Source organism: Bythopirellula goksoeyrii, assembly GCF_008065115.1.
GTDB classification, from domain to species: domain Bacteria; phylum Planctomycetota; class Planctomycetia; order Pirellulales; family Lacipirellulaceae; genus Bythopirellula; species Bythopirellula goksoeyrii.
This window is the reverse complement of record NZ_CP042913.1, coordinates 2,319,625-2,335,314: the sequence shown is the minus strand read 5'-3', so window position 1 is coordinate 2,335,314 and position 15,690 is coordinate 2,319,625. Positions and strand designations below refer to the sequence as shown.

Annotated in this window: 7 protein-coding genes; 6 read left to right on the top strand and 1 reads right to left on the bottom strand. The window is 52.8% G+C overall.

Annotated elements, in window-relative coordinates; all coding sequences use genetic code 11:
* Window positions 1–6: 6 nt before the first annotated feature.
* The gene (locus tag Pr1d_RS09195) at window positions 7–6,201 is read right to left on the bottom strand and encodes an alpha-2-macroglobulin family protein (protein ID WP_168205137.1); all 6,195 of its coding nucleotides are present in this window, start codon (window positions 6,199–6,201) and stop codon (window positions 7–9) included.
* A gap of 155 nt (window positions 6,202–6,356) precedes the next feature.
* On the opposite strand from Pr1d_RS09195, the gene Pr1d_RS09190 reads away from it, so the two are divergent.
* The 6 genes from Pr1d_RS09190 to Pr1d_RS09165 all read left to right on the top strand — a co-directional run bounded on the left by Pr1d_RS09190 (window position 6,357) and on the right by Pr1d_RS09165 (window position 15,678).
* On the top strand, window positions 6,357–7,910 hold the full coding sequence (locus Pr1d_RS09190) for an undecaprenyl-phosphate glucose phosphotransferase (protein WP_148073255.1): 1,554 nt from the start codon (window positions 6,357–6,359) through the stop codon (window positions 7,908–7,910).
* A 90-nt stretch (window positions 7,911–8,000) separates the two neighbouring features.
* Window positions 8,001–11,048: a PVC-type heme-binding CxxCH protein gene (locus Pr1d_RS09185; protein ID WP_148073254.1), complete on the top strand. Its 3,048-nt coding sequence runs from the start codon at window positions 8,001–8,003 to the stop codon at window positions 11,046–11,048.
* 280 nt (window positions 11,049–11,328) lie between these two features.
* Window positions 11,329–12,843 (top strand): DUF6798 domain-containing protein, encoded by a 1,515-nt coding sequence (locus Pr1d_RS09180; RefSeq protein WP_148073253.1) that lies wholly within the window; start codon window positions 11,329–11,331, stop codon window positions 12,841–12,843.
* The gene (locus Pr1d_RS09175; RefSeq protein WP_148073252.1) at window positions 12,840–13,526 is read left to right on the top strand and encodes an HAD family hydrolase; all 687 of its coding nucleotides are present in this window, start codon (window positions 12,840–12,842) and stop codon (window positions 13,524–13,526) included. Before Pr1d_RS09180 ends, Pr1d_RS09175 begins: the two co-directional genes overlap by 4 nt.
* Before the next feature lie 79 nt (window positions 13,527–13,605).
* A complete protein-coding gene (preA, locus tag Pr1d_RS09170) occupies window positions 13,606–14,733 on the top strand; it encodes an NAD-dependent dihydropyrimidine dehydrogenase subunit PreA (RefSeq protein WP_148073251.1) in 1,128 nt (375 codons plus the stop codon).
* Between the two features lie 21 nt (window positions 14,734–14,754).
* Entirely contained in the window at window positions 14,755–15,678 is a 924-nt protein-coding gene (locus tag Pr1d_RS09165) for a class I SAM-dependent methyltransferase (RefSeq protein WP_148073250.1), read from the top strand.
* Window positions 15,679–15,690 lie beyond the last annotated feature (12 nt).

Here is a 15,690-nt window from a genome sequence, read left to right as displayed (position 1 = left end):
GGCGACTCAATCCGCTACCCGTATTTTCATCTCATCTGAATTCGCCTTTAGCTCAGGTGCGTACATAGCCGACGCCTTCGTGGGGAGCGCACTGAACTGGCCAGGGATTTCTGCCCGGAGACGATAAGTGACGCTGTGACGCCCGCGGGCCAGTCGGCTGAGGAACAAATTGACGCGTTCGTCGCGAAGCTCGACATAGGCCCCCAGTTCGTTGCCGTTGTAGCCACTGCGGACCTCAACAGGTTCCAGCCCGGCAGCTTTCATGTCTTCGAGCAGGATGTATTCGTAGTCGTTCTTACTTTCGACGGTGAGTTCTACTTCCACCAAGTCGCCGCTTGCGACCTCAGCGAAGTTTACCAACGGGGTACGTTCGTATTTTTCAACCGCTTGCTGGACGACTTGACCATGGCCACCTGCCACGGTGGTTTTCTTTTCCACTGGAGTGAGCTTGTAATACTGGCGATCTACCTTAAGCTCCAACCCTGCTGCCTTGATATCATCTTCGAGGGTAAAGTTTGTGAGATAACCGCTGTAATAAATCGGCGACTCTCCCTGTTTGCGGAGTTCGACGGTATGCCGTCCCGCGGCGAGTTCTTCCCCCAACAGCACAAGCTTGTTGTCGAAGGTAAACAGATTTTCCTTGGTGATCGTGACCGACTTGCGTTCCTGTCCGTCGATCCAGACCTCGAGCGTAACGTTGGGCTCCGTTTCGCCGGTAGTTTGCAAGTAGTCAGCAAAAGCCTCGATCACCAGTGCGGTATCGCGGGTGCTGTTCCAATAGGTCGCGTGCTTGCGGTTATTCAGAAGATACTTTACCAAACGTGGAGCGATCTCGCTGTCGGGGTCGGTCGCGACGAGCAACTTCAAATAGTAGGCATGGGCTTCGTACTCGCTGCCGTACCAATACCACCAACTTCCACCAGGAAGTTCCAGCCATGCCGTTTGATTCTCGTCGTCCTCGCGCAGATATTGGCCAATATTGCGCATCACCATAGCGAGCTTTTCCGTTTCTCCTCGCGTTTGCAACGCAATTCCATAGGTTGCCAGACTGTAGACTGCTAATTTGGTTCGGTCGCGGTAGAGGAAGTCTCGCATCTTCGCCATCGCTTCGCTCGATTCAGCTGCAATCTCCGGATGTTCAGCCAGCACCATGAATACCAGGGCATCGAGATTGTCGGCGTGCGGCTTCGAGCGCACTTTGCCGCGCTGTTCCGCTGGCAATTTTTGTTGAACTTCGTAGTTCTCGATCAGTCGCACTTGTTCGGATTGGTAGTTTAGCAGCCAGGCAATGCCCCGATCCAATACGCCGGGTACCATGGCTACGTCGTTCTTGACGGCAATCTGCAGTCCGTGCACGACGGTGGCCGTGGTATGGGGCGTGCTCTGTTCGCCGAACCCGCTGAACCAGCCCCAACCGCCGTCGCCAAGCTGCATCTCGGTGAGTCGATTGACACCTGCTTTTACGATCTTCGCTAACTCGGCATCGTCAAACACGGGATTGCGTTCGAATCGTTTCCAGCCGGCGGCTCGTTGGAGATCGTCACCGATCTCCTGTGAGTTGAGATTCGTGCGTTTGGCTTGGATCCCCGCCAGGTCGAGATTCATTTGCCGCAGTGTTTGCTGTGTGACCACTGCCGGCAGAAATCGATTGAGGGTTTGCTCGGTGCAGCCGTAGGGGTAGTCGAGCAGATACGGCAAGGCGTCAACCATTGCCCCGGCAAGGGTCGGCGTATAGCGGATCTCGAGCCGAGTTTCCTCAGCACGTCGCTCACTTGGGACAGTTACGCTGAACTCACCCGATGTATCCTGTGGTCGGATTACTCCTGTATACGACTCGGTCTTGAGCATCCCATGGACGAGCACGGGGAAACTCATCTGCATCGCGTCGGACTCTTCGTCGGTGCGGGCCGACATGCGAATTGTGGCTTCTCCCTCTCGGACGACTTTCACGCGCCAATCAACGCGCTGCTCGCCATCAGCAGGAATCGTGACGGTCTGCTGCAAATCCTCTGGGCCGGTGATGGTCTCCCCTTCCAACTCGAGGGAAACGCGGACCTGCTTTTCCGTGGCGAGATAGTTATGCACGTTGGCCGAGAGCACGACTTCGTCGGTTTCGACGAAGAACCTCGGTGCCTGCAAGCGGACAATCAGATTCTTTCTCGTAACGACTTCCGCCGAGCCCTCACCGACCTGGGTGCCATGACCCATCCCCCAAGCGTGAATCTTCCAGGCGGTGAGATTCTCCGGCATTGGGAATTCAACCTGGGCGATTCCTTCGGCGTTCGTTTCCAGCGTGGCCTGCCAAAACGCTGTGTCGGCAAAGTTCTGGCGGAGAGTGGGTTCGACCAAATCAGGGGCCTCACCAGCTGATTCATCGGCAGACTTGCTGAGAATTGGATCACCGTATTCCCCTCCACTATCCGGCATTGGGGCTGCGGCCATCGACATCGCCTCAAATTGAACACCCAACATTAGCGGGGTTCGACTCTTGCTGCGTACTGACAGTTGCTCGGTTCCACCTTCTTGGATTTCATCTACGATGCTCTCGCCGAAAATGCCTAGATTCCCCATCGTTGGTTGATCGGGTTTTACCAGAACTGTGCTGTAGCCGCGCAGATTGGTTTCTCCCTGCGAGTTATGATTGCGACGCCACTTCCAAAAAAAGGTGCGAATATCAGCTACGTTTGAGCCACCTGCTATATAGTCAAGAGCTTTGTCATAGACTGCCAGAGCCAATGAGCCGACAAAAGGTTGTCCCTCAACGTCGGTCAACTTCAGCGACAGCTTGGCTTCTTGGCCAGGCAGATAGACCGGTGACGACGGTACGACCTCTAGATTGAGAACACGCTTAGTCGGTGGAACAAAGAGTTCCTTCACGAAGGTATGCACTCGACCACCATGCACCGTCACCGCTTCCACGTAAATATTGGGCGTGTCTTTGGCCACCACATCGACCTCCACCACGGTACTCTTACCAGTAATCTTTACCAGTTGAGGCAGCTGATAGACTCCATTGGCTGGGCGAACAAACAAAAGTACTGCCGAGCCGATCTGATTCGTATTGATCTGCAGGGCCGCCTTATCACCTGGCTGATAGTTGCGGCGATCGGGGACGATTTCAAGGTCGTTATATCGAAACTCCGATCCGTTGAAATCGGGGCCTGCGATCGTGAAAATGCGACCTCCCTCGCCGGTATGGTTCTGAGCATCGGTAAGTTCGTAAGAGAGCCGATACTGACCTGCAGCGGAAGCTTTGATGGGCATCTCTGCTTGGCCAGTTTCACCAAGATCGAGTTCCCAACGCCCGACTTCTGTCTCAACGGGTTTGCCATCCTCGTAGAGAATTTTCAGAAGTCGAACGGTGCCGTTTCCCGAGACTGGTTTGCCATCCAAGGTGCGCGCTGCCGTGCCCACCGTGATTGTATCGCCAGTACGATAGAATCCTCGATCCGTCCAAAGGGTCACTTGGAAAGGCTCCCGTGCAACCAACACACTGCCGTTGCCGACGATCGTGCGACGAGATTGATCGACCACTTCGGCCTGTATTTCATACTTGTGGTCATCATTGGGATGCAACTCCTGGGCCAGCGAGGTATCGATTTCGACCTCGACCGTTCCATCCACACCGATGGGCACTTCACGGTCGCTGACCACTTCAGGCGGAGTGGGTGCACGCCAGAACCACCATGGAGACGGAGGGAGACAACCCCAACGTTGCCAGCCTGGGTACCAACTGTAGTCCTCGCCAAACCAGCCGTAACCTGCGCCGTAGAGCCAATCCCAAGGCGAAGGCGGATACCACCGTTCGGTGTGGCTCGTGCGGAGTACTTTGTAGTGGACTCTGGCGTCGGTGACTGGCTTTCCGAAGTAGTACTTCGCTGTGATCTTAGCCTTAATTGTTTCGCCCAACATAACAGACTCGTCAGGTGCATCGACGGTAACTTCATATTCGGGCTTCTTATATTCCTCGACGCGAAATGTGCCGCCACCGTGGTTAACGACATTCACCTGATATTGTCCAAGCGTGGCCCCCTCAGGTATTTGCCAAGTTCCGGAGAGTCCGCCATAAAGATCTGAGATCACTTGTGTGCTGTAAACGCGTTCGTTGCGAGGATCACGAATCTCGATCTGGAAGGACTTTGCTGCAAACCGCGACTCATTGGGCATATCAAACTGGGCCTGGGCAACCCAGAATTTGAAGTGCACTTCCTGATCGGGGCGGTACACGGGTCGATCGGTGATCGAAAAGACTTTTACCTGCTGATATTCTTGATCGTAAGAATCTCCGCTCCATATGTTGTTGAACCCCAAATAAGCAAAACGCCCTTGGGATGTAGTCGCAGTGGTTAGCCACTGAAAGCGACGATTCGCATCGTTGGAATCAATCGTTGCCACGCCGCTGGAATTGGTTTTTTCCGCGAAGCTCTTTGTTTCGATCCGAAATCGATTCCCGTCGAGATGCTGCTGAGAGTAGCCAAAGAATTCGAGATTACACTTGGCAATCGGCTTTCCTGTCGAAGCGTCGGCCACGTAATACAGCGATTTCCCTTCGAAAGGTTTTTTGACGATGGCGGTGTCCTTGAGCCAGAGCACGATACTGGTCGTGTTGCCATCGGCCATTTTTGAGGTGAGGAGGTAAGCTCCAGGGTCTTGCAAGGGCGTGGTCACCGTAATACGACGATCGACGTGCTTCTCGCGAGGAGAAAGGTCCAGGCTCCAGCGGGCGACTTCTGCACCGACATACTTCTTCTGATCTTGAGTGACAAGTCGGTGTCCAATGTTTTCAATCTGCAACTGTTCCCAATCTAGTTTGTCAGGATTCTTCTTGAGATAAGCCTTCACATCGTCAAGTAATTGGCGAACTTCAACGCGTTGGGCGATGAATTCGACTCGTTTGCCGTTGCGAAAACGAAAGTCGACCGTAGCCCCCATGCCGGCGGGTTGCGATGAAACAGGCTCGAAACGTCCCCAATTGCCGGTGATTTGGGCGAGTCGATCTCGTGCCTCCTGGCGACGGGGCAGATTGCGATCCGCGATTTGCTGCCAGAACTCTGCCGCACGCGGATACTGTCGGCGATTTTCAAATAGATTTGCCAAGGCAGTGACCGCTTGGGTCCATGAATCGAGATCTGGACCATTTTCGACACGAGCATTTTCTGCGGCCACCTGCTCAAAGAGCTTGATATAGTTGTTCTCATCGGGAAGTGTGAAACGCTCTATCCCAGTCGCTAGCCGAGCGATCGTTTCGTTTTCGCCAAGCGTATGAAGGGCAAACGTTCCGGTTTCCTCTTTCTCATCTCCAGCTTGCTGGGACCGCCCAAACCACCAACCATATTCGGAAAGAGTTTGAACACCAAATTGTGATTGCAAGAACTTGGCCCGTGTAAGTAACACATAGTTTTCATTCGCAGGCTGCCACTCGACTATTTGCTTCAATATCCATCGCCACCGCTCGCCGTCACTTGTAGCAGTCTTCCAGGAATCAGGCACCTCGTAGTAGACCGGCCTGCCATCTGCCGTAACTGGAGCGCCGCTCGCACTGAAAGTCCGATGCTGCCAGCCCTCTTCGTAGTCGGGGAGTTGGGACAAGTCGGTTAGTTCTTGCAAGCCCCAGGATTGTCCACTTGAAGCCGGTTGTAGAAGTGCTTCTGCAAACGTGCGAAGAAACGAGAACGCCTCCGGAGCACTACGTTCATCTCCCTGTCTTGCGAGAATCTCAAACGCTTGCCTGTAGAGTTGCAAAGAGCGGACACGATCGCGGTCAATTGAATTGACAACTTGGCCCTGGCCCCCTCGCTGCGGGCCACGAACATATTCGCCCGCCGTCATCACACCATAATGACTCAGAGCGCTGACGCCATCAGCAACGGCGGCCAGCACTTGCCAATCGTCTACATAAGCAGTCGCGACTGAATCCAAAAATGCATCGACTTCACTCTGCCGATTCAAACGGCGATAGCAATCTAGTGTCCGTTGCACGCTTGTCGCAAGTTGCTTGGAATTGGCTCCCGTGGGGCTTGCTAGCAGATCCTTATAAGCATCAAGGGCTTCTTGATAGTTGCCCTCGTCGTAGAGCTTGTTGGCACTTTCCAGCATAGAAGCGTCGACTCGACCGGGAAGTAGGATGAAGAGTGAGAAGAATACAGTAATCCAGAATTTCATCGCGGTGCCACCATCAAATGTGCTGAATTGTCGCGTCAAGAAGCCGTTACGCCTTCCCGAGACAACCATGTTCTACGACAGAAGTGCCTAAGCGGTCCACCCGTATGTGCAACAGCTTATTTCTCCAGATAGTTCGACGCAGGTCAGTGGCTAAAAGTTCCGAAAGTTTCCCTCCATCCACACATAAGCCCTAGATGTTGCGTTTTTACAACACCGGAGACTGTTCCCAGATTCTCCGCTACCGGACCCATCTAAAAGCTACACTTGCGAAACGTCGCCGCGGCCTGATTGCGCTGCTCCGTCTCATCCAAGAACTTTCACAAGGAATACTCAACGTGGTATCCTCCGGCAACTACAATGTGCGGACACATCGGTCGCTTGTCAGCATTGCCTATCGATTGATTGATGCATTTGGAATCGTATGCGGGGCTGCTTTGGCAGCTCAATACACACATCTGGCCACGACTCAGGACATGGCCGCCATCGCTGCGACGACACTTCTGATCCATCTGATTGCTTCCGAAGTAAGTGGCTTGTATCGAAGTTGGCGAGGCTCACGACTTGCTCTTGAGTTGTACTGTGTGATGTTGAACTGGATGTACACGGCTCCGTTGGTCCTCGGTGTTGGCCTGTTGACCAAGCTCAATGCCCATTTCAGCTACGAATCGAAAATACTCTGGCTGTTGGTAACACCCCTTGCGATGGGCAGTAGCCGAGTCGTGTTTCGGATGATACTTAAAAACCTACGCAAACGTGGCTTCAATACACGTCGCTTCGCAATCTGCGGACTCAATCCACTGGGATTGCAATTAGCTGACAACGTTCAAGAGTCGCAAGAGTTGGGATTGGAGTTTGCCGGTTTCTTTGACGACCGACCTTCTAACCGTATCAAAGAAGCAATGGGGCGCGACCTACCCAGTGCTGGCACGTTGTCTCGCTTGGCCGAGATGGCTCGTCGAGGCGAGGTGGACATGATATTTATCACCTTTCCGATGCGGGCGGAAAAGCGTATCCGCGACTACCTGAGCAAGCTTAGCGACACTACCGCCTCAGTTTATATTGTTCCGGATTTTTTCGTGTTCCAAATGTTGCACGCTCGTTGGAATCAGATAAATGGCCTACCCGTGGTGAGTGTATTTGAGACACCTATCACAGGAATTGATGGTGTGCTGAAACGAGGCTTTGATTTGTTGGTCGCTACTGTGCTCCTGGCAATTCTCTCGGTGCCGTTTGCCATACTTGCCGGTCTGGTAAAATGGTCCTCGCCAGGACCAGTATTTTTCCGCCAGAAGCGATATGGACTCATGGGAGAGGAAATCCGAGTTTGGAAATTCCGTTCTATGCGGGTCTGCGACGATGGAGAAGAGATCCAACAGGCAACCAAAGACGACCAGCGCACTACGCCATTGGGCCAGTTCATGCGAAAAACTTCCTTGGATGAACTACCACAGTTGTTCAACGTCATTGGAGGCAGTATGTCTCTCGTAGGTCCGCGGCCCCATGCCACCGCGCACAATGAACAATACCGCATGCTAATCGATGGCTACATGCTCCGCCACAAAGTAAAACCGGGCATTACAGGGCTGGCTCAGGTTCATGGCTGGCGTGGCGAGACCGAAACGCTTGAAAAGATGGAACGCCGAATCGAATTCGACCATCGCTACATTCGAGATTGGACGCTCTGGATGGACATGAAGATCCTTGCCCAAACCGTAATGGTCGTCTTCAAGCAAGAGAATGCATACTGAGTGGTTAGTGGTTGGCATATTGCAAAGATGATCTAACTGCACATAAACTTCTATAGTCAACCGTTCGTACTATTCCTAGGAAGTGTAACTGTGCGCCATCTGTTCTGCTATTTCGTCTTTATCTTTGGAATAGGTCTGCTCTGCTACTCTTTCGTGGATGCCCAATCTCCAAAGGAAGCGGGTGCATCTCGTGAGCCAACACAAGCGACGGCAGGGCTTGACGTCGCAGACGGGTTGGCGTGCACACTTTTCGCTGCAGAGCCAATGGTGGTCAATCCCTCGGCCATCGACGTCGATCACAAAGGTCGCGTCTGGGCTTGTGAGATTGTCAACTACCGCAAGAGTCTAGGCTCACGCCCTGCCGGGGATCGGATTGTCATTCTTGAAGACCTCAATGGTGATGGGCAGGCCGACCAGAGCAAGACCTTTTACCAGGGGGCCGACATCGATTCCCCCCATGGCATTTGTGTTCTGGGCACCCCTGATGGGCATGGTACGCGAGCAATCGTCTCAACGGGATCGCGAGTCGTGATCCTTATAGATGATGATGGTGATGATCGATGCGACCGACAGGAAGAACTCTTTACCGGAATTCAAGGCAAGCAACATGATCATGGAATTCACGCGTTCGTGTTTGGACCTGATGGCAAACTCTATTTCAACATTGGCAATAGTGGCAAAGAGATCTGCGATGCAAGGGGGCAGCCTATTCGAGATTTAGCCGGCAATGTGGTAAATGATCGAAGAACTCCTTACCAAGAAGGTATGGCTTTCCGATGCAATTTGGACGGAAATGACTTTGAAACACTTGCTTGGAACTTTCGCAATCCGTGGATGCTCACCGTCGACTCGTTCGGCAACATCTGGCAGAGTGACAACGACGACGACGGAAATCGCGGGACGCGAGTCAATTTTGTCATGGAGTTCGGCAACTATGGTTACAAGGATGAACTGACGGGGGCCTCGTGGTGGATGCCTCGGACCGGTCAAGATGATGAGTTGCCAGGCAAACATTGGCATGTGAACGACCCTGGAGTTGTACCTTCGATGCTATATACAGGCAGTGGTTCGCCGGCAGGGATTACGATCTACGAAGGCAAACTGCTCCCAGTCAATTTTCATGGGCAACTTTTGCATTGTGAACCAGGGCACAACGTAGTGCGAAGCTATCGCGTTGAGGAGGAAGGCGCGGGCTTTTCGGCAGAAATCACCGAGATTCTCAAGGGGGAGCGGGATCCTTGGTTCCGACCTGTTGATGTAAAGGTAGCCCCAGACGGCTCGTTATTCGTTGCCGACTGGTACGATCCCGGCGTAGGGGGACACAACGTTGAGGATCTCCAGAAGGGACGCATCTTTCGAATCACCCCCTTTGGCAGCGGCAACAACTACGAAGTGCCAACCTATGACTTCGCCACACCAGTTGGAACCATTGCCGCCTTGGAGAATCCAAATTTTGCCGTACGGGCAATCGCCTGGCAACAAATCTTGAAATGGGGCGAACAAGCCGAACCTGAGATAGCAAAACTATGGGAGTCCGGCGATCCCTTACTGCAAGCACGTGCCCTCTGGTTGCTCGGTGCGGTCGCCAGTGATCTTTCCGGCTATGTCGATTCGGCTTTGAATAGCGACGATTCGCGAATACGCATCGTGGGATTGCGACTAGCTCGACAACATCAAATGGACATGCTTCCGTTGGTTAGGCGTTTGATGCACGACCCCTCGCCCCAAGTGCAGCGAGAATTGGCAATTGCACTTGCAAATAACAACTCAAAAGAAGCTGCCCAGCTTTGGGCGCAGCTTGCTGACAAAACTGAAGAAAACGATCGTTGGTGGCTTGAAGCGATCGGCATTGCCGCCCGTGGCAAATGGGATTCTTGTCTGGAAGCTTGGATTAAACGGGTCGGAGACAAATGGCAATATCCTCCAAGTACCGACATCGTGTGGATAAGTCGCTCCAAAGCGACGCCAGCACGATTGGCTGAACTGATTCTCTCTGCGAACGAAAATGGTTTCGACTTGGATCGCTATTTACGAGCATTTGATTTCCAATCAGAGCCCGGCAAATCAATAGCACTTACCCAACTGTTGGAGCGAAACTATTCCTTGCCTCCCAGTGTAGTCGTAGAAATCCTGGATCGATTGCCAAAATTCGATATCACGAAATCCCCGCATACGAAAGGTGCCGTCAAAGCTTATCTCGACTCGCAACGAGGAACGGACCAGTATTTTCAATTAATACGCAGGTATCAACTGAGAGAATACCAGGATGACCTGCTAGCTCAAATAATTTCGCCTGAGGATGACCAGACTTCCGTGGAAGCGGCACGGACCATCTTGGCAACCGGCGGTAAAGACCAACTCTTGCAGATCACCTCGTCACTGGACGACACTCATGCCGCGGCTCTAATCACGATCGGGCAGGTGGATGACTCCGATCTCAATCTAAGGCTTCTCGACATCGTTAGAGATGAGTCTTCTACCATGCCGCAACGCATGGCTGCGGTTCAAGGCTTAACTAAGTCGATCTCAGGGCAACGACTACTGATTCAGCAGGCCAAAGATGGTAAGTTACCCGAACAATTTCAATTTGTCGCTGCCGATGCGCTGCACCTTTCGTCCAACGAAGAGATTCGTCAGCAGGCAGAGAAATTCCTTCCACTTCCCCAGTCGGCCAACGCGGAGGCTCTTCCCCCTTTACGACACCTCCTCCGTGAAACCGGTTTTGCTGACCAAGGTCAAAAAATCTTTGCCGAGGTCGGCACATGTGCGGATTGCCATCAAGTTCATGGTAAAGGTAAACAAGTCGGCCCTGATCTATCGGAAATCGGCAGCAAACTATCGAAAGAAGCGATGTATCAGGCGATCATGGATCCCAGTGCCGGCATTAGTCATAATTACGAGCAATACATTGTGATTCTTGACTCGGGCAAATCGATGACCGGCTTGCTGGTGAGCGAAACCGATGAGGCCGTCACTCTGCGCAATGCCGAAGGCATCGACACCACGGTCTCGCAAGATGAAATCGAAGATATGTTCAAGAGCGAGATTTCCCTGATGCCAGCAGAACTGCAAAGAAAACTCACCAAGCAGCAGTTGGTTGATTTGGTGGAGTATTTGATGACACTGAAGAAGCCTTGATTCTCCATCTCTTAGCCGCGCCGCGCCAACCGAGCTTCGCAAGGCAGAGCTAAGCGCGTTCTCACGGAGCCAGTCTGTGAGCCGATGGAATACTAACTCTGCTGCACCGGCACTCCCCTCGCGGTTATCAATTGTTGCCCTGGCCAACCTGCCAGTTGCTTCGTAATCTGTGTGAATGGGCCGGAACGGTAACAAACTGGGATCTAACGAATCTTCTGTAACGCAGTGGCTCGAGATTGCGCTGATCTTGGTGGTCTTCTTTGTACATGGAGGAGCACCTGTGCCGCATGTCAATGAAGCCCACTATCTGGCGAAAGCCAAGCACTATTGGAATCCCGCATGGTGTGCAGGGGATCTGTTTCTGGAATCCGCCGATCCGCATTTGCTCTTCTATTGGACCGTGGGAGTGTTGACCAAGTGGTTCAGCTTGCCCACGGTTGCCTGGATAGGTCGGATCGTGGCTTGGGGGGCATTAGCATGGGCCTGGCAACGGTTGAGTTGGCGGATCGTGCAAGTGAAGTATTTGTCGGTGGTCACTGCAATGCTCTTGGTAACACTCATCGCTTGGGGAAACTTCGCTGGGGAATGGGTCGTTGGCGGCGTGGAAGGAAAATGCTTTGCCTATGTTTTTGTTTTCTGGGGACTTGCAGAACTCGCACGTGGTAACTGGCGAAGCGTTTGGCTCCTGCTTGGCGTCGCTTCGGCCTTTCATGTCTTGGTCGGAGGTTGGTCGGTGATCGCAGCCTTGGTGGTCTGGGGATTAGAAGACAAAGCGTCGCGCCCGAGTTTCTCGGCGATGTTTCCTGCCTTGCTGCTAGGAGGAATGTTGGCGCTAGTCGGTGTCGTACCGGGGCTCATGCTTTCGCGCGGCACGCCTGCTGCGATTCAAGCTGAGGCCAATCAAATTTATGTTTTCGAGCGACTGCCCCACCATCTGGCTCCGTTGACCATGCTGGGAGCAGAGCTATTTAGCCACACCTGGCGATTTGGCCTCTTGCTGGCGGCGTTCTTGTGGTTGTGGCAAGCTTGCAGTCGACTGCCTTCTCGATCCCTCGTACCGCTGGTGAGAGTTCAGCGATTTGCTGGGGCGTGTGTCGTCATAGGAACACTAGGCCTTCTTTGGGAGGTTGCCACCTGGAACTACCCTGCCCTTTCTGCCAGCTTGCTAAAATACTACTGGTTCCGAATGGCAGATGTTGCCGTGCCGTTGGCGATTGCTCTGTCCGCTGCGTGGTTGTTTAGCATGATCTCCCACCGGCGAACTCCAGCCATTACCCTGATAGGTATTTTGGGGGTCTTAGTGCCGGCCATGCTCTTGCTTTCCACGGCCTTTGAGCGCGGAGTCGACAATACGGCTCCAAGCGATTCGAAACTATCGAATCGCTTTGCCTGGCAAGAGGCTTGCGCATGGGCACGCGACCATACTCCAAAGGACGCCCTGTTTTTTATCCCGCGCCACGGACAATCATTCAAATGGTACGCGGAGCGACCAGACTACTTTAATTGGAAAGATGTTCCCCAGGATCAGGCGTCACTTGTCGAATGGTTTAGACGCAACAACGAAATCTATATGCACGAAAACTATTGGGGAGAGCAGGTCCCCTATCGTTCTTTGGGGTATCTCGGCGACGAAAAGATCAAGGAACTTGCCTCGCAACACGGAATTGATTTCGTGCTCGCCAAGGAATATCCACCACTGGGATTACCGGTGGTCTTTGAGAACGATTGGTTTACGATTTATCAAACATCACCGTCTCTGCCTGTTGAAGAAGCTGGGAGCAATGCCACACAATGAACGATTTCCCTGTACCTGATCCTCTCTTACGAGCGGTCGTGTTTGATCTCGATGGCCTGATGTTTGATACGGAAGTGCTCTACCAAGAGGTGGGAAGTACCGTGTTGGCTCGACGTGGCTGCGAGTTCACGGCCGAATTGCTCGATCAGATGATGGGCCGTCAGTCGGCCAAGGCACTGCAAATCATGATCGACTATCACGGGCTCGACATCACCGTACCAGAGCTTGCCGATGAGTCGATGGAAGTCATGCGAGAACTATTGGAAACTCGCTTGACTCCGATGCCCGGTCTACTAACTTTGCTTGACGCTCTAGAAGCAGCGGAGATCCCCAAAGGAATCGCCACCAGTAGCACGCGAGATTTCCTTGACCATGTCCTACTGCTTGCGAATCTTACCGATCGTTTTCGCTTTACCTTATCGGGAGACGACATCGAGCATGGCAAGCCTGCGCCTGATGTTTATCTACTGGCAGCGGAGAAGCACAATTGCCAGCCTGCGGAGATTCTTGTTCTCGAAGATAGCCAACTCGGTTGTCAGGCAGCAGTTGCTGCTGGGGCCTATACGGTGGCAGTCCCTGGTGGTCATTCCCTCACCCATGTGTTCCCCGGTGCCAAGTTCATTGCAGATTCATTGGTGGACAACCGCATTTATCGTGCTTTGAATATTGCAACGGACAGCTAAACGAGTGAAGATGATTGACTCGACTCAAGAGATGCGACACACTAACAACTAGTTCTAGTCCACACGCGGAGGTCTTCCGATGCCTACTCTTGAAACTACCGTCAATGGCTTGAAAATGCCCAACCCATTCGTGATTGGCTCGGGCCCTCCGGGAACCAATGGCAATGTGATCGGGAAGGCTTTTGACGAGGGCTGGGGAGCGGTCATCTGTAAAACCATCAGCCTGGACGCGACCAAAGTCGTCAACGTCCAACCGCGTTACGCTCGACTCCGAGCGCGCGATTCGAAAGAAATCATCGGTTGGGAGAACATCGAACTCATTAGCGATCGGAGTTTTGATATCTGGGTTGAAGAGCTCAAGGCCGTCAAAGATAAGTATCCTGATCGCATTTTAATCGCTTCCATTATGGAAGAGTTTAACAAAGACGCCTGGGTAGAAATCGTCGAGCGATGCCAAGACCTGGGAGTCGATGCCTTCGAGCTAAATTTCTCTTGTCCCCATGGACTCCCTGAACGCAAGATGGGATCCGCCATGGGCGAGAACCCCGACATCTTGAGCGAGGTCTCTGGCTGGGTAAATGCCGTGGCTAAAGTTCCCGTGTGGGCAAAAATGACACCCAACGTCACGCATATCGAAGATCCCACCCGGGCAGCACTCAAGGCAGGTTGCGAAGGGGTAAGTGCAATCAACACGATTCGCAGTGTGTTGGGAATCGACCTCGATACTTTGCGGCCCGAACCGCAGGTCGAAGGTTACACGACTCCCGGTGGCTACTCGTGCCGTGCCGTGATGCCGATTGCTCTGCGGATGTGCATGGAGATTGCCCGTGTGATACGTGATGAATTTCCCAATAGCACGCTTAGTGGAATCGGTGGCGTCGAGACGGGCAACGATGCGGCTCAGTTTATTCTGTTGGGAGCGGATACCGTCCAGGTGTGTACCGGGGTGATGAAGTTCGGGTACGGAATGGTGAAGAACATGTGCGACGAACTGTTGGCATTCATGGTAAAACATGAGTTCGAGACGTTAGACGATTTCAAGGGCCACAGTGTGCAGTATTTCACCACACATGCGGATCTCGTGAAGCGGCAAGCCGAAACTCGCGCTGCGGCTAAAGCCGAGCATGATAAACGTATGATTCGCGACGACGCGCAGTGGACCGGCGACGAATTTGTTGATCAATCCGATGCTTTGGCTCGGGGATAGTCCAAGAGGCTGTATGCCAACATGGAAGTTGCCTCGATTCCCGACTTATCGCTTAGTGAGTGTTTGCGGATCACAGCCAATCAATTCGACATCCAGACCATTGCTGAACGCAAAATCGACGCCACGAGTGTGCTCGAGTATTATCAACAGAGCGATCGGGGCTATCGGCTGTTTCATTCACGCGATGGGGCCATGCATGTGGCCCTCAATTGCGGGGAAGAATTTGCCACAACTGGCTATCTTGGGCAAGTCGAGTTGATCGCCGAGAGGTTGAAGCACGGCGATAGAATTCTGGAAGTCGGTTGTGGAGTAGGTTTCAATCTCCGCAATCTGGCAATCCGCCTGCCTGATTGTCAATTCTTGGGAGTCGATCTCTCAGCGGATCACATCCAGTCAGCTCGCAAGGATGCAGCCGAGTTGAATAATGTAGAAATTCAACAGGGTGATTTTCATTCGCTCAAGTTTGCTAATGCTTCGTTCGACGTGGTATTCGCTGTCGAATGCCTGTGCCAAGGCTCCGATTGGCGGGGCACCCTTGCCGAAATTCAGAGGGTGTTGCGTCCCGGCGGAAGGCTAATTGTCATCGATTGTTTCCGGGACGCTCCGCTAGAAAACTATGACTCCGATCTGCAACTTGCCGCACGGTTGGTAGAAAAAACGATGGCTGTCGAAGAGTTTGCCGTGCTTGCAATGTGGCTTCAACAGGCGGACAATGAAGGCTTAAGATTGCTTGAGCAACGAGATTTGTCGAATGACATCAGCCACAACCTGGCCCGTTTCTACAGTTTGTCGCGCAGATTTTTCAAGATGCCGATGGCCGCTCGAGCATTTCTCAAGGCATTTCCTCAGCGACTATTAGAAAACGCAATCTCGGGACTGTTGATGCCTTTCACCGTGGGCAGTGGAGTGCATCGGTACTACATGCTGACGCTCAAGAAGCAATGAATGATTTGCTAC